Below are 16,823 nucleotides of genomic sequence, written 5' to 3' on the forward strand. Positions count from 1 at the left end.
CTTACTTGGAGTAGAGCTCGACAATCAGGTTTTCGTTGATGTCGGCGGACAGGTCGCTGCGAGCAGGAACGTTCTTGAAAACGCCCGACTTTTTAGCGGAATCAACGTCTACCCACTCAACGCGGCCACGCTGAGCGCACAGTTCAAGGGCCTGAACAATGCGCAGCTGGTTCAGCGACTTCTCGCGAACTGCGACCACGTCACCCGGACGAACTTGGTAGGATGGAATGTTTACGGTCTTGCCGTTGACGCTGATTGCCTTGTGCGACACCAGCTGACGGGACTCGGAACGGGTCGAACCGAAGCCCATACGGTAAACGACGTTGTCCAGGCGGCATTCCAGCAGTTGCAGCAGGTTCTCACCGGTTGCGCCTTTTTTCGAGGCTGCAGCTTGGTAGTAACCGCGGAACTGACGCTCCAGGACACCGTAGATACGGCGGACTTTCTGTTTCTCGCGCAGCTGGGTGCCGTAGTCGGACTGACGGCCACGGCGCTGGCCGTGGATACCTGGGGCTGCTTCGATGTTGCACTTCGATTCCAGAGCGCGAACGCCGCTCTTCAGGAACAGATCGGTGCCTTCACGACGAGACAGTTTGCATTTTGGACCAATGTAACGTGCCATTTATCTGTCTCCTGATTACACGCGACGCTTCTTCGGCGGACGGCACCCGTTATGCGGGATAGGCGTCACGTCGGTGATGCTGGCGATCTTGTAGCCGCAGCTGTTCAAAGCACGAACGGCGGACTCACGACCTGGACCTGGACCCTTGACGTTCACGTCGAGGTTCTTCAGACCGTATTCCAGCGCAGCTTGACCAGCACGCTCGGCAGCGATCTGAGCTGCGAACGGGGTGGATTTGCGCGAACCACGGAAACCCGAACCACCGGAGGTCGCCCAGGACAATGCGTTGCCCTGACGGTCGGTGATGGTCACGATGGTGTTGTTGAAAGAGGCATGGATGTGGGCGATGCCATCAACCACTGTCTTTTTGACTTTCTTACGAGGACGAGCAGCAGGTTTTGCCATGTCTATATTCCTGGGCGATTACTTGCGGATCGGCTTACGCGGGCCCTTACGGGTGCGTGCGTTGGTCTTGGTGCGCTGACCGCGAACCGGCAGACCTTTACGATGACGCAGGCCGCGGTAGCAACCCAGGTCCATCAAGCGCTTGATCTTCATGTTGACGTCACGACGCAGGTCACCTTCGGTGGTGAACTTCGCGACTTCGCCACGCAGGGTTTCGATTTGCTCGTCGCTCAGATCCTTGATCTTAGCGGCTGGATTTACACCAGCGTCTGCACAGATTTTCTGCGCAGTAGTGCGACCGACACCATAGATGTAGGTCAGCGAGATAACAGTATGCTTGTTATCTGGAATGTTGACGCCTGCAATACGGGCCATTCAGTGGGACTCCAATTGACAGCTACCTACGCCCCGGAAGCCAAGAAATAGGGCGCGAGATAATATCGCTGTAGAAACGATTAATCAACCCAGCAGCGCACTAGCTGCTGGGTTTGAAGCGCGGATCACACTCAGCCTTGGCGCTGCTTGTGACGCGGTTCCGCGCTGCAGATCACGCGCACGATACCTTCGCGACGAATGATCTTGCAGTTGCGGCACAGCTTTTTCACCGATGCACGAACTTTCATTACCGACTCCTCGAACCTTAGGGGTCTATCAGCGCAGCAGTCCGCTGCCACCGTAGCCTTTCAGGTTGGCTTTCTTCATCAGGGATTCGTACTGGTGCGAAACGAGGTGCGATTGTACTTGGGACATGAAGTCCATCACAACCACTACCACAATCAGCAACGAGGTCCCGCCAAGGTAGAACGGCACGTTTGCAGCCACCACCAGGAACTGGGGCAGGAGGCAGACGGCCATCATGTAAAGAGCACCGAACATGGTCAGACGGGTCAGAACGCCATCAATGTAGCGCGCCGACTGCTCACCAGGACGGATACCCGGAATAAAGGCACCGGACTTCTTCAGGTTTTCCGCTACGTCTTTCGGGTTGAACATCAACGCTGTGTAGAAGAAGCAGAAGAAGATGATCCCTGCACTAAACAGCAGAATGTTCAACGGCTGACCAGGAGCGATCGACTGCGAGATGTCCTGCAGCCAGCCCATACCTTCGGACTGACCGAACCAGGCACCCAGCGAAGCCGGGAACAGCAGGATGCTGCTGGCGAAAATGGCAGGAATGACGCCCGCCATGTTCACCTTCAACGGCAAGTGGCTGGTCTGCGCGGCGAAGACCTTGCGGCCCTGCTGGCGCTTGGCGTAATGAACGGCAATACGCCGCTGACCACGCTCGATGAACACCACGAAACCGATGATCGCTACTGCAAGCAAACCGATAGCGACCAGGGCGAAGATATTGATATCGCCTGTGCGCGCAGACTCGAAAGACTGCCCGATTGCTCTCGGAAGACCGGCAACGATACCTGCGAAGATCAACATCGAGATACCGTTGCCCACACCGCGCTCGGTGATCTGCTCGCCAAGCCACATCATGAACATTGCGCCGGCCACGAACGTGGAGACGGCAACGACATGGAAGCCCAGACCTACAGAAAACGCCACGCCCTGGTTGGCCAGGCCAATGGACATGCCAATGGCTTGAACCAGCGCCAGGATAACGGTGCCGTAGCGGGTGTACTGGCTGATCTTGCGACGGCCAGCTTCACCTTCCTTCTTCAACTGCTCCAGCTGTGGGCTGATCGCGGTCATGAGCTGCATGATGATCGACGCCGAAATGTACGGCATGATCCCCAGTGCAAAGATGCTCATGCGCTCCAGCGCACCGCCGGAAAACATGTTGAACAAGCTAAGAATGGTCCCCTCATTCTGTCGAAACAGATCCGCCAGACGGTCTGGATTGATGCCAGGTACCGGGATGTGCGCGCCGATCCGATAGACGATGATCGCCATGAACAGAAAGCGCAGACGAGCCCAGAGTTCCGACATCCCGCCCTTACCGAGCGAAGAGAGAGCACCTTGCTTAGCCATTTATTCCTCGAACTTGCCGCCAGCTGCTTCGATAGCCGCACGCGCACCTTTGGTGGCTGCGATGCCCTTGATGGTGACAGCGCGAGTGACTTCGCCCGACAGCATGATTTTCACACGCTGAACGTTCTGGCCAATCACGTTGGCGTCCTTCAGGGACTGTACGGTAACCACGTCGCCTTCCACCTTGGCCAGCTCGGACAGACGCACTTCGGCGCGGTCCATGGCTTTCAGGGAAACGAAGCCGAACTTCGGCAGACGACGGTGCAGCGGCTGTTGACCGCCTTCGAAGCCCGGAGCGATGGTGCCACCGGAACGGGAGGTCTGACCCTTGTGGCCGCGGCCACCGGTCTTGCCCAAACCGCTACCGATACCACGGCCCGGACGATGCTTCTCGCGACGGGAACCCGGCGCTGGACTCAGATCATTGAGTTTCATCGATTAACCCTCGACGCGCAGCATGTAGTAAGCCTTGTTGATCATCCCGCGGTTCTCGGGAGTATCCTGGACTTCTACAGTGTGACCGATGCGACGCAGACCCAGGCCTTTAACGCACAGAATGTGGTTAGGCAGACGGCCGGCGGTGCTTTTGATCAGCGTTACTTTTACGGTTGCCATGATCAGAAGATCTCCTCGACGCTCTTGCCGCGCTTGGCAGCAATGGATTCAGGAGATTGCATGGCTTTCAGACCCTTGAAGGTGGCGTAGACCACGTTCACTGGGTTGGTCGAACCGTAGCACTTGGCCAGAACGTTCTGGACGCCAGCAACTTCCAGGACGGCGCGCATGGCACCGCCGGCGATGATACCGGTACCTTCCGAGGCAGGCTGCATGTAGACCTTCGAGGCGCCGTGGGCGGCCTTGGTGGCGTACTGCAGGGTGGTGCCCTTCAGGTCGACCTGAATCATGTTGCGACGAGCAGCTTCCATGGCTTTCTGGATCGCAGCAGGTACTTCGCGCGATTTGCCACGGCCGAAGCCGACACGGCCCTTGCCATCACCTACCACGGTCAACGCGGTGAAGGTGAAGATACGGCCGCCCTTGACGGTCTTGGCAACGCGGTTAACTTGAACCAGCTTCTCGATGTAGCCTTCGTCGCGCTTTTGATCGTTATTTGCCATAACTTAGAACTCCAGCCCGCCTTCACGAGCAGCATCGGCCAGCGCTTTGACGCGGCCATGGTACTTGAAGCCGGAACGGTCAAAGGCAACTTGAGATACACCGGCGGCTTTCGCACGCTCAGCAACCAGCTTGCCAACCTTAGTGGCCGCGTCGATGTTGCCGGTGGCGCCATCACGCAGGTCTTTGTCCAAGGTCGAGGCGCTTGCCAGAACCTTGCTGCCGTCGGCCGAAATGACCTGGGCATAGATGTGCTGCGAGGAGCGGAACACGCACAGACGCACGGCTTCGAGCTCGTGCATTTTCAGGCGTGCCTTGCGAGCGCGACGCAGTCGAGTAACTTTTTTGTCGGTCATTTGCTAGGCCCTACTTCTTCTTGGCTTCTTTACGACGGACTACTTCGTCCGCGTAACGCACACCCTTGCCTTTGTAAGGCTCTGGCGGACGGAAATCGCGGATTTCAGCGGCCACCTGACCCACGAGCTGCTTGTCGATACCCTTGATCAGGATGTCGGTCTGGCTTGGGGTTTCAGCGGTGATACCGGCTGGCAGTTCGTAGTCCACTGGGTGCGAGAAGCCCAGAGCCAGGTTCAGGATGGTGCCCTTGGCCTGTGCCTTGTAACCAACACCGACCAGCTGGAGCTTGCGCTCGAAGCCTTGGCTTACGCCCTGGACCATGTTGTTCACCAGAGCACGGGTGGTACCGGCCATGGCGCGAGCTTGCTGGTCACCATTGCGAGCGACGAAGCGCAGCTCGCCAGACTCTTCGGTAACTTCAACAGACGAGTGAACGTTCAGTTCGAGAGTGCCCTTGGCACCCTTCACCGAAAGCTGCTGGCCGGCGAATTTGACTTCGACGCCGGAAGGCAGCTTAACGGGGTTCTTAGCGACGCGAGACATGCCTATCTCCCCTTAGAACACTGTGCACAGAACTTCGCCACCGACACCGGCAGCGCGCGCAGCGCGATCAGTCATCACACCTTTGTTGGTGGAGACGATAGACACGCCCAGACCGCCACGTACTTTCGGCAGGTCGGAGACGGACTTGTACTGGCGCAGGCCTGGACGGCTGGAGCGCTTCAGTTCCTCGATGACCGGACGGCCTTCGAAGTACTTCAGTTCGATCGACAGGGAGGGCTTGGCTTCGCCACTGACTTGGTAGCCAGCGATATAACCTTCGTCCTTCAGAACTTTGGCAACCGCGACCTTCAACGTGGAGGAAGGCATGCTTACGACGGACTTTTCAGCCATCTGGGCATTACGGATGCGAGTTAGCATGTCCGCTAACGGGTCCTGCATACTCATGGGCTAGATGCTCCTGATACAAGAATTATTAGCCTTGCGGCTATCACAACCACCTCTCCGCCCAGGACAAAAAACCCGGGCTCAGGTGAGCCGGTCATTCTAGACACAAGACAGAAACGAAACAAGCCCCACGAGGGGGCTTGTTTGGGTGCACTGCCACCGGCGGTCGGAAGATCGCTCCCTGCCCGCCGGCGTCATGCCAACAGCGATTACCAGCTGGCCTTGACCAGACCTGGTACGTCGCCGCGCATTGCAGCCTGGCGCAGCATGTTACGGCCCAGGCCGAACTTACGGTATACACCGTGAGGACGACCGGTCAGGCGGCAACGGTTGCGCAGGCGCGAGGCGCTGGCGTCACGCGGTTGCTTCTGCAGAGCGACGACGGCGGCGAAACGCGCTTCCGGAGAGGCGTTCAGGTCGACGATGGTCGCTTTCAGCTCGGCACGCTTTTTGGCGTACTTGGCTACCGTCAGCTGACGCTTCAGCTCACGGTTTTTCATGCTCTTCTTGGCCATTTTCCTACTCCAATCAGTTGCGGAACGGGAACTTGAAAGCACGCAGCAGAGCGCGGCCTTCGTCGTCCGAACGAGCAGTGGTGGTCAGGGTGATGTCCAAACCGCGCAGAGCATCGATCTTGTCGTAGTCGATTTCCGGGAAGATGATCTGCTCTTTCACGCCCATGCTGTAGTTGCCACGACCATCGAAGGACTTGGCATTCAGGCCGCGGAAGTCGCGAACCCGAGGCAGGGAGATCGCCAGCAGGCGGTCCAGGAACTCGTACATTTTTTCGCGACGCAGGGTCACCTTGACGCCGATCGGCCAGCCCTCACGGACCTTGAAGCCCGCGATGGATTTACGAGCGAAAGTCACGACCGGCTTTTGACCGGTGATCTTTTCCAGGTCGGCTACCGCGTGCTCGATGACTTTCTTGTCGCCGATCGCTTCGCCCAGGCCCATGTTCAGGGTGATCTTGGTAACGCGCGGAACTTCCATCACGTTCGACAGCTTAAGTTCTTCCTTAAGCTTGGGAGCGATTTCGTTCCGGTAAATCTCTTTCAGTCGTGCCATGGTCTTCTACCTAGCAGTGTTCAAGCATCAACCGCTTTTTGGGTCGACTTGAAGACACGAATTTTCTTACCGTCTTCTACTTTGAAACCAACACGGTCAGCCTTGTTGGTTTCGCCATTGAAGATGGCAACGTTGGAAGCGTGCAGAGGCGCTTCTTTCTCGACGATACCGCCCTGAACGCCTGCCATCGGGTTCGGCTTGGTATGACGCTTGACCAGGTTGACACCACCGACGACCAGACGGTCGTCAGCGAGCACCTTCAGCACCTTACCGCGCTTGCCCTTGTCTTTGCCGGCGATCACGATGATCTCGTCGTCACGACGAATCTTTTGCATGTCGGATCTCCTTACAGCACTTCAGGGGCGAGCGAGACGATCTTCATGAACTTCTCGTTGCGAAGTTCACGGGTCACTGGCCCGAAGATGCGAGTACCGATCGGCTCTTGCTTGTTGTTCAGCAGAACAGCAGCGTTGCCGTCGAAACGAATGATGGAACCGTCAGCGCGACGTACACCGTGACGGGTACGGACGACAACAGCGGTCATCACCTGGCCTTTCTTGACCTTGCCGCGAGGAATCGCTTCCTTGACGGTCACCTTGATGATGTCACCGATGCCAGCGTAACGGCGGTGCGAACCACCGAGCACCTTGATGCACATGACGCGACGAGCGCCGCTGTTATCGGCCACATCGAGCATGGATTGAGTCTGAATCATAAAATTTCTCCGACCCCTAGCCCTTAGACTTCAACAGCGCGTTCGAGGACTTCAACCAGTGCCCAGGACTTGGTCTTGGCCAGCGGACGGGTTTCGGTAATGGAAACCTTGTCGCCGATTTTGCACTGGTTGGTTTCGTCGTGCGCGTGCAGCTTAGTCGAACGCTTAACGTATTTACCGTAGATCGGGTGCTTGACGCGACGCTCGATCAGAACGGTGATGGTCTTGTCCATTTTGTCGCTGACGACACGGCCAGTCAGCGTACGGACGGTTTTTTCAGCTTCAGCCATGATCACTTACCTGCCTGCTGGTTGAGCACAGTTTTCACGCGAGCGATGTCACGCTTAACTTGCGAGAGCAGGTGCGACTGCCCCAACTGGCCAGTTGCTTTCTGCATGCGCAGATTGAACTGGTCGCGCAGCAGGCCGAGCAGTTGCTCGTTCAGCTGCTGTGCCGATTTTTCACGAAGTTCATTCGCTTTCATCACATCACCGTCCGCTTAACAAAGGAGGTGGCGAGAGGCAGCTTCGCAGCGGCCAGAGCGAAAGCTTCGCGCGCCAGCTCTTCAGAAACACCCTCGATCTCGTACAGGACCTTGCCTGGCTGGATCTGGGCAACCCAGTACTCCACGGAACCCTTACCTTTACCCATCCGCACTTCGAGAGGCTTCTTGGTGACAGGCTTGTCCGGGAAGACACGGATCCAGATCTTGCCGCCACGTTTTACGTGACGGGTCAGAGCACGACGTGCCGACTCGATCTGGCGAGCGGTGAGGCGACCGCGAGCAACAGCTTTCAGGGCGAATTCGCCGAAGCTGACTTTGCTACCGCGCAGTGCCAGACCACGGTTGTGGCCAGTCATCTGCTTGCGGAATTTTGTACGCTTTGGTTGCAACATTTGGCGTACCCCTTACTTAGCAGCTTTTTTACGAGGCGCTGGTGCTTGCGGCTTCAGCTCTTCCTGGCGACCACCAATCACTTCGCCTTTGAAGATCCAAACCTTGACACCGATCACACCATAGGTGGTGTGAGCTTCGTAGGTGTTGTAGTCGATATCGGCACGCAGGGTGTGCAGAGGCACACGACCTTCGCGATACCACTCGGTACGGGCGATCTCGGCACCGCCAAGACGACCGCTCACCTGGATCTTGATGCCCTTGGCACCAATACGCATGGCGTTCTGTACAGCGCGCTTCATGGCGCGACGGAACATAACGCGGCGCTCCAGCTGCTGGGCAACGCTTTGCGCAACCAGCATGGCGTCGAGTTCCGGCTTGCGGATCTCTTCGATGTTGATGTGCACAGGCACACCCATCTGCTTGGTCAGGTCCTGACGCAGCTTCTCGACATCCTCACCCTTCTTGCCGATAACGATACCGGGACGAGCGGTGTGGATGGTGATGCGTGCAGTTTGAGCCGGACGATGAATATCGATACGGCTTACGGACGCGCTTTTTAGTTTGTCTTGGAGGTACTCACGCGTTTTCAGATCCTTCAACAGGTAATCTGCGTAAGTAGCACCGTCTGCGTACCAGACGGAGGTGTGCTCCTTGACGATTCCCAGGCGAATGCCAGTGGGATGTACTTTCTGACCCATCTGATCGACTCCGTTACTTGTCCGCAACCTTGACAGTGATATGGCAAGACCGCTTGACGATGCGATCAGCGCGGCCTTTGGCACGCGGCATGATGCGCTTCAGCGAACGCCCTTCGTTGACGAAAACGGTGGAGACCTTCAGGTCATCAACGTCTGCGCCTTCGTTGTGTTCGGCGTTGGCAACGGCCGACTCGAGGACTTTCTTCATGATTTCAGCGGCTTTTTTGCTGCTGAAGGCCAACAGGTTGAGCGCTTCGCCCACCTTCTTCCCGCGGATCTGGTCGGCGACCAAGCGGGCTTTCTGGGCGGAGATTCGAGCGCCCGACAACTTAGCGGCTACTTCCATTTCCTTACCCCTTAACGCTTGGCTTTCTTGTCAGCCACGTGCCCACGATAAGTGCGGGTACCGGCGAACTCGCCCAGTTTGTGGCCGACCATGTCTTCGTTCACGAGAACGGGGACGTGTTGGCGACCGTTGTGTACCGCGATGGTCAGACCGACCATTTGTGGCAGGATCATCGAACGGCGCGACCAGGTTTTCACCGGCTTGCGATCGTTCTTCTCCACCGCCACTTCGATCTTCTTCAGAAGGTGAAGATCGATAAAAGGACCTTTTTTCAGAGAACGTGGCACTGTCGTATCCCTCTAGTTACTTGCGACGACGGACGATCATTTTGTCGGTACGCTTATTACCGCGGGTCTTCGCACCCTTGGTTGGGAAGCCCCATGGCGATACCGGATGACGACCACCGGAGGTACGACCTTCACCACCACCATGCGGGTGGTCAACCGGGTTCATGGCAACACCACGAACGGTTGGGCGAACGCCGCGCCAGCGTTTAGCACCTGCTTTACCCAGCGAACGCAGGCTGTGCTCGGAGTTCGAGACTTCGCCCAGGGTCGCACGGCATTCAGCCAGTACTTTGCGCATCTCACCGGAGCGCAGACGCAGAGTCACATAGGCACCTTCACGAGCGATCAGCTGAGCCGAAGCACCAGCGGAACGAGCGATCTGTGCACCTTTACCCGGCTTCAGTTCGATGCCGTGAACGGTGCTACCTACTGGGATGTTGCGCAGTTGCAAGGAGTTACCGGCCTTGATTGGGGCCAGGGCACCTGCGATCAGCTGGTCGCCAGCGCTCACGCCTTTAGGGGCGATGATGTAGCGGCGTTCGCCGTCTGCGTAGCACAGCAGTGCGATGTGAGCAGTACGGTTCGGGTCGTATTCGACGCGCTCGACGGTGGCAGGGATGCCATCTTTGTCGTTGCGACGGAAGTCGACCAGACGGTAATGCTGCTTGTGACCACCACCCACGTGACGGGTAGTAATGCGGCCATTGTTGTTACGACCACCAGACTTCGATTTCTTCTCGAGCAGCGGTGCGTGAGGAGCGCCTTTATGCAGCTCCTTGTTGACCACCTTGACCACGAAACGGCGGCCAGGGGAAGTCGGTTTGCATTTAACGATTGCCATGATGCACCCCTTCCTTACTCAGCACTGCTGCTGAAATCGAGATCTTGGCCTGGCTGAAGGGAGACGATCGCCTTCTTCCAGTCATTACGCTTGCCCAGACCACGTGCGGTACGCTTGGTTTTACCCAGAACGTTGACAGTCGACACGTTTTCAACTTTTACGTTGAACAGGCCTTCGACAGCTTTCTTGATTTCCAGCTTGGTTGCATCAGTGGCAACCTTGAATACGAACTGGCCTTTCTTCTCAGCCAGAACGGTAGCCTTCTCGGAAACGTGCGGGCCAAGGAGGACTTTGAATACGCGTTCCTGGTTCATCCCAGCAGCTCCTCGAATTTCTTCACGGCCGAGACAGTGATCAACACTTTCTCGTAGGCGATCAGGCTGACCGGGTCGGAACCTTGAACGTCACGAACATCGACGTGCGGCAGGTTGCGAGCAGCCAGGTACAGATTCTGATCAACGGCGTCCGAAACGATCAGGACGTCATTCAGGCCCATGCCATTCAGCTTGTTCAGCAGGTCTTTGGTTTTCGGCGCTTCGACAGCGAAGTCCTGAACCACGACCAGACGATCGCTGCGCACCAACTCGGAGAGGATGGAGCGCAGAGCAGCGCGATACATCTTCTTGTTGAGCTTTTGCGAGTGATCTTGAGGGCGAGCTGCGAAGGTGACACCACCGCCACGCCAGATCGGACCACGAGTGGTACCGGCACGTGCACGGCCAGTACCCTTCTGACGCCATGGGCGCTTACCGCCACCGGCTACGTCAGAACGGGTCTTCTGCTGCTTGGTGCCCTGACGGCCGCCGGCCATGTAGGCCACGACTGCTTGGTGTACCAGCGTCTCGTTGAATTCGCCACCGAAAGTCAGTTCGGAAACTTCGATCGCCTGAGCGTCATTTACATTGAGTTGCATGTCAGTTTCCCCTTAACCGCGAGCCTTGACAGCCGGACGCACAACCACGTCGCCGCCAGTAGCGCCTGGAACGGCACCCTTGATCAGCAGCAGGTTGCGTTCAGCGTCTACGCGTACCACTTCCAGGGACTGAACAGTCACGCGCTCGGCGCCCATGTGACCGGACATCTTCTTGCCCTTGAATACACGACCAGGAGTCTGGCACTGGCCGATGGAGCCAGGGACACGGTGCGATACGGAGTTACCGTGGGTGTTGTCCTGACCACGGAAGTTCCAACGCTTGATGGTACCGGCGAAGCCTTTACCTTTGGACTGACCGGTTACGTCTACCAGCTGGCCTGCAGTGAAGAGTTCAGCTTTGATCAGATCGCCAGCCTGGAAATCGCCTTCTTCAAGACGGAACTCCCAAACACTGCGACCAGCGGCAACGTTAGCCTTGGCGAAGTGACCTGCCTGAGCGGCAGTCACGCGCGAAGCACGACGCTCGCCGACAGTGACTTGCACTGCACGGTAGCCATCGGTTTCTTCAGTTTTGAACTGGGTGACGCGATTCGGCTCGATCTCGATGACCGTGACCGGAATGGAGACACCTTCTTCGGTGAAAACGCGGGTCATACCGCATTTGCGACCGACTACACCAATAGTCATGTTGTAAACCTCATGAGTGTACGGGGCTTTCACCCGCTATGGCCGCCCATTTCAGAGCGTTACACGACTAGGACCGAAGTCTTAGCCGAGGCTGATCTGCACTTCCACGCCTGCCGCGAGATCAAGCTTCATCAGCGCATCAACGGTTTTATCCGTAGGCTGGACGATGTCCAGAACGCGCTTATGAGTGCGAATCTCGTACTGGTCACGCGCATCTTTGTTGACGTGCGGGGAGACCAGAACGGTGAAACGCTCTTTGCGGGTTGGCAGTGGAATTGGACCACGCACTTGTGCCCCAGTACGTTTCGCGGTTTCCACGATTTCCTGGGTGGATTGGTCGATCAGGCGATGGTCAAAAGCCTTCAACCTGATACGGATTTGCTGATTTTGCATTGGATTTCAGACTCCAGGCTGTTCCCATCGGGCGCACTACGCCCGTTAAAAGGAGGCGTGATTCTATAGACGCCCCCTTTTTGTGTCAACCCAATAAAAAAGCCCCCGCTAGGCGGGGGCTCTTTCAATCGATCGAGAGATTACTCGATGATTTTGGCTACGACGCCGGCGCCGACGGTACGACCGCCTTCACGGATGGCGAAGCGCAGACCGTCTTCCATCGCGATGGTCTTGATCAGGGTGACAGTCATCTGAATGTTGTCACCTGGCATTACCATCTCAACGCCTTCCGGCAGTTCGCAGTTACCGGTCACGTCAGTGGTACGGAAGTAGAACTGAGGACGGTAGCCTTTGAAGAACGGCGTGTGACGGCCGCCTTCTTCTTTGGACAGCACGTAGACTTCTGCGGTGAACTTGGTGTGCGGCTTGACCGAACCCGGCTTGACCAGAACCTGGCCACGCTCGACGTCGTCACGCTTGGTACCACGCAGCAGAACGCCGCAGTTCTCGCCAGCACGACCTTCGTCCAGCAGCTTGCGGAACATCTCAACACCGGTGCAGGTGGTGGTGGTGGTGTCACGCAGACCAACGATTTCCAGGGCGTCCTGAACGCGGACGATGCCACGCTCGATACGGCCGGTCACAACGGTACCGCGACCCGAGATCGAGAACACGTCTTCGATCGGCATCAGGAACGGCTGGTCGATTGCACGAACTGGCTCAGGGATGTAGGCATCCAGAGTCTCTACCAGCTTCTTGACAGCGGTAGTGCCCATTTCGTTGTCGTCTTTGCCTTCCAGCGCCATACGAGCCGAACCGATGATGATCGGGGTGTCGTCGCCTGGGAAGTCGTAGGTGGACAGCAGGTCGCGAACTTCCATCTCGACCAGTTCCAGCAGCTCGGCGTCGTCTACCAGGTCAGCCTTGTTCAGGAAGACCACGATGTACGGAACGCCAACCTGACGCGACAGCAGGATGTGCTCACGGGTTTGCGGCATCGGACCATCGGCGGCCGAGCACACCAGGATCGCGCCGTCCATCTGCGCAGCACCGGTGATCATGTTCTTCACGTAGTCAGCGTGACCTGGGCAGTCGACGTGAGCGTAGTGACGAATGTTCGAGTTGTACTCGACGTGCGCGGTGTTGATGGTGATACCGCGTGCTTTTTCTTCCGGAGCCGAGTCGATCTTGTCGAACTCGACGACTGCCGAACCGAAGACTTCGGAGCAGACGCGAGTCAGAGCTGCGGTCAGAGTGGTCTTACCGTGGTCAACGTGGCCGATGGTGCCGACGTTGACGTGGGGAAGGGAACGATCAAATTTTTCTTTAGCCACGACAGTGAACCTCTTGCCTAAAGGGGATTAGCCTTGTTTTTTAACGAGTGCTTCGACGATGTTCGACGGAGCTTCGGCGTATTTGGAGAATTCCATGGAGTAGCTTGCGCGACCCTGAGACATGGAACGAACGTCGGTCGCGTAACCGAACATCTCTCCGAGCGGAACTTCAGCGCGGACGACGCGGCCGGAGACCGATTCATCCATACCCTGTACCAGACCACGACGACGGTTCAGGTCACCCATCACGTCACCCAGGTAGTCTTCCGGGGTTACAACTTCGACCTTCATGATCGGCTCGAGAACCACGCCACCGCCCTTCTGGGCCAGTTGCTTGGTCGCCATCGAAGCAGCGATTTTGAACGCCATTTCGTTGGAGTCGACGTCGTGGTACGAACCGTCGAATACCGTGGCCTTGAGGCCGATCAGAGGATAACCGGCAACGACGCCGTTTTTCATCTGCTCTTCGATACCCTTCTGGATCGGGGCAATGAATTCCTTCGGAATCACACCACCAACGACTTCGTTCTTGAATTCCAGACCTTCGGTGATGTTGCCTTTCGCATCGACGTCCGGCTCCGAGAAACGGATCCAGCAGTGACCGAACTGACCACGACCACCCGACTGACGAACGAATTTGCCTTCGATCTCGACGTTGGACTTGGTGATCTTCTCGCGATACGAAACCTGCGGCTTGCCGATGTTGGCTTCGACGTTGAATTCGCGCTTCATGCGGTCAACGAGGATGTCCAGGTGCAGCTCACCCATACCGGAGATGATGGTCTGGCCAGTCTCTTCGTCGGTCTTGACGCGGAACGACGGGTCTTCCTGGGCCAGCTTGCCCAATGCAATACCCATCTTCTCCTGGTCAGCCTTGGTTTTCGGCTCTACGGAGAGCGAAATGACCGGCTCAGGGAAGTCCATGCGCTCGAGGATGATTGGCTTGTCGGCGTTGCACAGGGTTTCGCCCGTGGTCACGTCCTTCATACCGATCAAAGCAGCGATGTCGCCTGCACGTACTTCTTTGATCTCTTCACGCTGGTTGGCGTGCATCTGCACCATACGGCCAACGCGCTCTTTCTTGCCTTTGACCGAGTTGATGACCGAGTCACCGGAGCTCAGAACGCCCGAGTAGACGCGGACGAAGGTCAACGTACCCACGAACGGGTCGGTCGCGATCTTGAACGCCAGGGCCGAGAACGGCTCGTCGTCGTCAGCGTGACGCTCGTCCTTGCGAACGGCCGGGTCTTCTTTGTCCAGATCCTTGTCGTCCGGGTTGATACCCTGGATTGCAGGGATCTCGGTCGGAGCAGGCAGGAACTCGATGACGGCGTCGAGAACCAGGGGAACGCCCTTGTTCTTGAACGACGAACCGCAGACAGCCGGAACGATCTCGCCGGCCAGGGTGCGCGCGCGCAGGCCTGCCTTGATCTCTTCGACGGTCAGCTCACCTTCTTCAAGGTACTTGTTCATCAGCTCTTCGTTGGCTTCGGCGGCAGCTTCAACCATGTCGCCGCGCCACTTTTCAGCCTCGGCCAGCAGATCGGCAGGAATTTCTTCCTCACGATAGGTGGTGCCTTTGTCTTCTTCGTTCCAGTAGATAGCCTTCATCTTGATCAGGTCGATCTGACCCTGGAAGTTATCTTCCGAACCGATGGCCAGCTGAATCGGAACCGGGGTGTGACCCAGGCGATTCTTGATCTGACCTACGACACGCAGGAAGTTGGCACCGGCACGGTCCATCTTGTTCACGTAGACGATACGCGGAACACCGTACTTGTTGGCCTGACGCCATACGGTTTCGGACTGCGGCTCAACGCCGGAGGTGCCGCAGAACACAACGACCGCACCGTCGAGTACGCGCAGCGAACGCTCTACTTCGATGGTGAAGTCAACGTGGCCGGGGGTATCGATGACGTTGACGCGGTAGTTGTCATACTGACCAACCGAACCTTTCCAGAAGGTGGTCACGGCAGCGGAGGTAATGGTGATACCCCGCTCCTGCTCCTGCACCATCCAGTCGGTGGTCGCGGCGCCGTCGTGCACCTCGCCCATCTTGTGGCTCAAGCCTGTGTAGAACAGGATCCGCTCGGTAGTGGTAGTCTTGCCCGCGTCAACGTGGGCGCAAATACCGATGTTGCGGTAGCGGTTAATTGCTGTAGTACGAGCCATAAAGCCCTCGCAAAATGATTGATGCTTGAATTAGAAGCGGTAGTGCGAGAACGCTTTGTTGGCCTCGGCCATACGGTGCACGTCTTCACGCTTCTTGACTGCAGCACCCTTGCCTTCAGCAGCATCCAGCAGCTCGCCGGCCAGGCGCAGAGCCATCGACTTCTCGCCGCGCTTGCGGGCGTAGTCTACGAGCCAGCGCATTGCCAGAGCGTTACGACGGGACGGACGAACTTCAACCGGAACCTGGTAAGTGGCACCGCCGACACGGCGGGACTTGACTTCGACCAGCGGAGCGATGGCGTCGAGAGCTTTCTCGAAGATTTCCAGGGGGTCGCTGTTCTTGCGTGCTTTGACGGTATCCAGGGCACCGTAAACGATGCGCTCGGCTACGGCCTTCTTGCCGCTTTCCATCACGTGGTTCATGAACTTGGCGAGGATCTGCGATCCGTACTTAGGATCGTCCAGGATCTCACGTTTTGCTGCTACACGACGTCTTGGCATGATAAGCCCTCAAACGGTCTTCAGGTTAGCCCGGGACTTGGGTCTTCGACCCCTGCCCGACCTTACTCTTATCGACTCAAATAAATGGATGTCTGCAAACGGCCGATTACTTCGGACGCTTGGTACCGTATTTCGAACGACCCTGGTTACGGCCTTTGACGCCCGAAGTATCCAGAGAGCCGCGAACGGTGTGGTAACGAACACCTGGCAAGTCTTTTACACGGCCGCCACGAATCAGGACGACGCTGTGCTCTTGCAGGTTGTGGCCTTCACCACCGATGTACGAGGAAACCTCGAAACCGTTGGTCAGACGCACACGGCATACTTTACGCAGTGCCGAGTTAGGTTTTTTCGGCGTGGTGGTGTACACACGGGTGCACACGCCACGACGTTGCGGGCAGTTCTGCAGCGCAGGTACGTCGGATTTCTCGACGGTACGCTTGCGCGGCTGACGTACCAGCTGGTTGATAGTTGCCATCTACTAGCTCCACTGAATGTCTTGCGACGCTATTGTCTTGCAAGAAAGCCAAAAAATGGCGAGACGGAGCCTCACCAAATTTAAGGGTACAAAAGTCTAA

30 protein-coding genes are annotated in these 16,823 nt (G+C 57.2%); all 30 read right to left on the bottom strand.

Features of this window, described 5'->3' with window-relative positions:
• Position 1 precedes the first annotated feature (1 nt).
• The gene (rpsD, locus tag IAE34_RS18835) at positions 2-622 is read right to left on the bottom strand and encodes a 30S ribosomal protein S4 (protein WP_200140483.1); all 621 of its coding nucleotides are present in this window, start codon (positions 620-622) and stop codon (positions 2-4) included.
• Positions 623-637: 15 nt separating this feature from the next.
• Complete coding sequence (rpsK, locus tag IAE34_RS18840; RefSeq protein ID WP_003255454.1) at positions 638-1,027, bottom strand: 30S ribosomal protein S11; 390 nt, start codon at positions 1,025-1,027, stop codon at positions 638-640.
• Between the two features lie 18 nt (positions 1,028-1,045).
• A complete protein-coding gene (gene rpsM, locus IAE34_RS18845) occupies positions 1,046-1,402 on the bottom strand; it encodes a 30S ribosomal protein S13 (RefSeq protein WP_012316515.1) in 357 nt (118 codons plus the stop codon).
• Positions 1,403-1,533: 131 nt separating this feature from the next.
• Entirely contained in the window at positions 1,534-1,650 is a 117-nt protein-coding gene (rpmJ, locus tag IAE34_RS18850; protein ID WP_011531897.1) for a 50S ribosomal protein L36, read from the bottom strand.
• A gap of 28 nt (positions 1,651-1,678) precedes the next feature.
• Positions 1,679-3,010 carry a preprotein translocase subunit SecY gene (secY, locus tag IAE34_RS18855; RefSeq protein ID WP_200140484.1) on the bottom strand — a complete coding sequence of 444 codons (1,332 nt, stop codon included), beginning with the start codon at positions 3,008-3,010 and terminating at the stop codon, positions 1,679-1,681.
• On the bottom strand, positions 3,011-3,445 hold the full coding sequence (gene rplO / locus IAE34_RS18860; protein WP_039580851.1) for a 50S ribosomal protein L15: 435 nt from the start codon (positions 3,443-3,445) through the stop codon (positions 3,011-3,013).
• 3 nt (positions 3,446-3,448) lie between these two features.
• Entirely contained in the window at positions 3,449-3,625 is a 177-nt protein-coding gene (rpmD, locus tag IAE34_RS18865; protein WP_029614570.1) for a 50S ribosomal protein L30, read from the bottom strand.
• 2 nt (positions 3,626-3,627) lie between these two features.
• Complete coding sequence (gene rpsE, locus IAE34_RS18870) at positions 3,628-4,128, bottom strand: 30S ribosomal protein S5 (protein ID WP_003255465.1); 501 nt, start codon at positions 4,126-4,128, stop codon at positions 3,628-3,630.
• A 3-nt stretch (positions 4,129-4,131) separates the two neighbouring features.
• Positions 4,132-4,482: a 50S ribosomal protein L18 gene (gene rplR / locus IAE34_RS18875; RefSeq protein ID WP_029614571.1), complete on the bottom strand. Its 351-nt coding sequence runs from the start codon at positions 4,480-4,482 to the stop codon at positions 4,132-4,134.
• Positions 4,483-4,492: 10 nt separating this feature from the next.
• Positions 4,493-5,026: a 50S ribosomal protein L6 gene (rplF, locus tag IAE34_RS18880; protein WP_027594874.1), complete on the bottom strand. Its 534-nt coding sequence runs from the start codon at positions 5,024-5,026 to the stop codon at positions 4,493-4,495.
• Between the two features lie 12 nt (positions 5,027-5,038).
• Positions 5,039-5,431 (bottom strand): 30S ribosomal protein S8, encoded by a 393-nt coding sequence (gene rpsH, locus IAE34_RS18885; protein WP_023382627.1) that lies wholly within the window; start codon positions 5,429-5,431, stop codon positions 5,039-5,041.
• A gap of 209 nt (positions 5,432-5,640) precedes the next feature.
• Positions 5,641-5,946, bottom strand: a complete 306-nt coding sequence (gene rpsN / locus IAE34_RS18890) for a 30S ribosomal protein S14 (protein ID WP_200140485.1) — start codon at positions 5,944-5,946, stop codon at positions 5,641-5,643.
• A gap of 13 nt (positions 5,947-5,959) precedes the next feature.
• Positions 5,960-6,499 (bottom strand): 50S ribosomal protein L5, encoded by a 540-nt coding sequence (gene rplE, locus IAE34_RS18895; RefSeq protein ID WP_012316517.1) that lies wholly within the window; start codon positions 6,497-6,499, stop codon positions 5,960-5,962.
• A gap of 20 nt (positions 6,500-6,519) precedes the next feature.
• Entirely contained in the window at positions 6,520-6,834 is a 315-nt protein-coding gene (rplX, locus tag IAE34_RS18900) for a 50S ribosomal protein L24 (RefSeq protein WP_016715319.1), read from the bottom strand.
• Positions 6,835-6,845: 11 nt separating this feature from the next.
• The gene (gene rplN / locus IAE34_RS18905) at positions 6,846-7,214 is read right to left on the bottom strand and encodes a 50S ribosomal protein L14 (RefSeq protein WP_011063774.1); all 369 of its coding nucleotides are present in this window, start codon (positions 7,212-7,214) and stop codon (positions 6,846-6,848) included.
• A 23-nt stretch (positions 7,215-7,237) separates the two neighbouring features.
• Complete coding sequence (gene rpsQ, locus IAE34_RS18910) at positions 7,238-7,504, bottom strand: 30S ribosomal protein S17 (RefSeq protein WP_023534981.1); 267 nt, start codon at positions 7,502-7,504, stop codon at positions 7,238-7,240.
• A gap of 2 nt (positions 7,505-7,506) precedes the next feature.
• Positions 7,507-7,698: a 50S ribosomal protein L29 gene (rpmC, locus tag IAE34_RS18915; protein WP_002555481.1), complete on the bottom strand. Its 192-nt coding sequence runs from the start codon at positions 7,696-7,698 to the stop codon at positions 7,507-7,509.
• On the bottom strand, positions 7,698-8,111 hold the full coding sequence (gene rplP, locus IAE34_RS18920) for a 50S ribosomal protein L16 (protein WP_009397508.1): 414 nt from the start codon (positions 8,109-8,111) through the stop codon (positions 7,698-7,700). The genes rpmC and rplP overlap by 1 nt, the downstream gene beginning before the upstream one ends.
• Before the next feature lie 12 nt (positions 8,112-8,123).
• Positions 8,124-8,810 carry a 30S ribosomal protein S3 gene (gene rpsC / locus IAE34_RS18925; protein WP_003255481.1) on the bottom strand — a complete coding sequence of 229 codons (687 nt, stop codon included), beginning with the start codon at positions 8,808-8,810 and terminating at the stop codon, positions 8,124-8,126.
• Positions 8,811-8,823: 13 nt separating this feature from the next.
• Positions 8,824-9,156: a 50S ribosomal protein L22 gene (rplV, locus tag IAE34_RS18930; RefSeq protein WP_003103908.1), complete on the bottom strand. Its 333-nt coding sequence runs from the start codon at positions 9,154-9,156 to the stop codon at positions 8,824-8,826.
• 11 nt (positions 9,157-9,167) lie between these two features.
• On the bottom strand, positions 9,168-9,443 hold the full coding sequence (gene rpsS, locus IAE34_RS18935; RefSeq protein WP_010486981.1) for a 30S ribosomal protein S19: 276 nt from the start codon (positions 9,441-9,443) through the stop codon (positions 9,168-9,170).
• A gap of 16 nt (positions 9,444-9,459) precedes the next feature.
• A complete protein-coding gene (rplB, locus tag IAE34_RS18940; RefSeq protein ID WP_200140486.1) occupies positions 9,460-10,284 on the bottom strand; it encodes a 50S ribosomal protein L2 in 825 nt (274 codons plus the stop codon).
• Between the two features lie 14 nt (positions 10,285-10,298).
• The gene (gene rplW / locus IAE34_RS18945; RefSeq protein WP_003255484.1) at positions 10,299-10,598 is read right to left on the bottom strand and encodes a 50S ribosomal protein L23; all 300 of its coding nucleotides are present in this window, start codon (positions 10,596-10,598) and stop codon (positions 10,299-10,301) included.
• Complete coding sequence (gene rplD, locus IAE34_RS18950) at positions 10,595-11,197, bottom strand: 50S ribosomal protein L4 (protein WP_009397517.1); 603 nt, start codon at positions 11,195-11,197, stop codon at positions 10,595-10,597. Before rplD ends, rplW begins: the two co-directional genes overlap by 4 nt.
• A gap of 12 nt (positions 11,198-11,209) precedes the next feature.
• A complete protein-coding gene (gene rplC / locus IAE34_RS18955) occupies positions 11,210-11,845 on the bottom strand; it encodes a 50S ribosomal protein L3 (protein ID WP_200140487.1) in 636 nt (211 codons plus the stop codon).
• 81 nt (positions 11,846-11,926) lie between these two features.
• Positions 11,927-12,238 (bottom strand): 30S ribosomal protein S10, encoded by a 312-nt coding sequence (rpsJ, locus tag IAE34_RS18960; protein WP_003186070.1) that lies wholly within the window; start codon positions 12,236-12,238, stop codon positions 11,927-11,929.
• A gap of 140 nt (positions 12,239-12,378) precedes the next feature.
• Positions 12,379-13,572: an elongation factor Tu gene (gene tuf, locus IAE34_RS18965; RefSeq protein ID WP_038707241.1), complete on the bottom strand. Its 1,194-nt coding sequence runs from the start codon at positions 13,570-13,572 to the stop codon at positions 12,379-12,381.
• Between the two features lie 27 nt (positions 13,573-13,599).
• Positions 13,600-15,744: an elongation factor G gene (gene fusA, locus IAE34_RS18970; protein WP_200140488.1), complete on the bottom strand. Its 2,145-nt coding sequence runs from the start codon at positions 15,742-15,744 to the stop codon at positions 13,600-13,602.
• Positions 15,745-15,774: 30 nt separating this feature from the next.
• Positions 15,775-16,245, bottom strand: coding sequence for a 30S ribosomal protein S7 (rpsG, locus tag IAE34_RS18975; protein ID WP_003246741.1), 471 nt, complete (start codon positions 16,243-16,245; stop codon positions 15,775-15,777).
• Between the two features lie 106 nt (positions 16,246-16,351).
• Complete coding sequence (gene rpsL / locus IAE34_RS18980; RefSeq protein ID WP_003257088.1) at positions 16,352-16,723, bottom strand: 30S ribosomal protein S12; 372 nt, start codon at positions 16,721-16,723, stop codon at positions 16,352-16,354.
• Positions 16,724-16,823 lie beyond the last annotated feature (100 nt).

It is taken from the genome of Pseudomonas sp. S30 (genome assembly GCF_016518545.1).
GTDB lineage: Bacteria > Pseudomonadota > Gammaproteobacteria > Pseudomonadales > Pseudomonadaceae > Aquipseudomonas.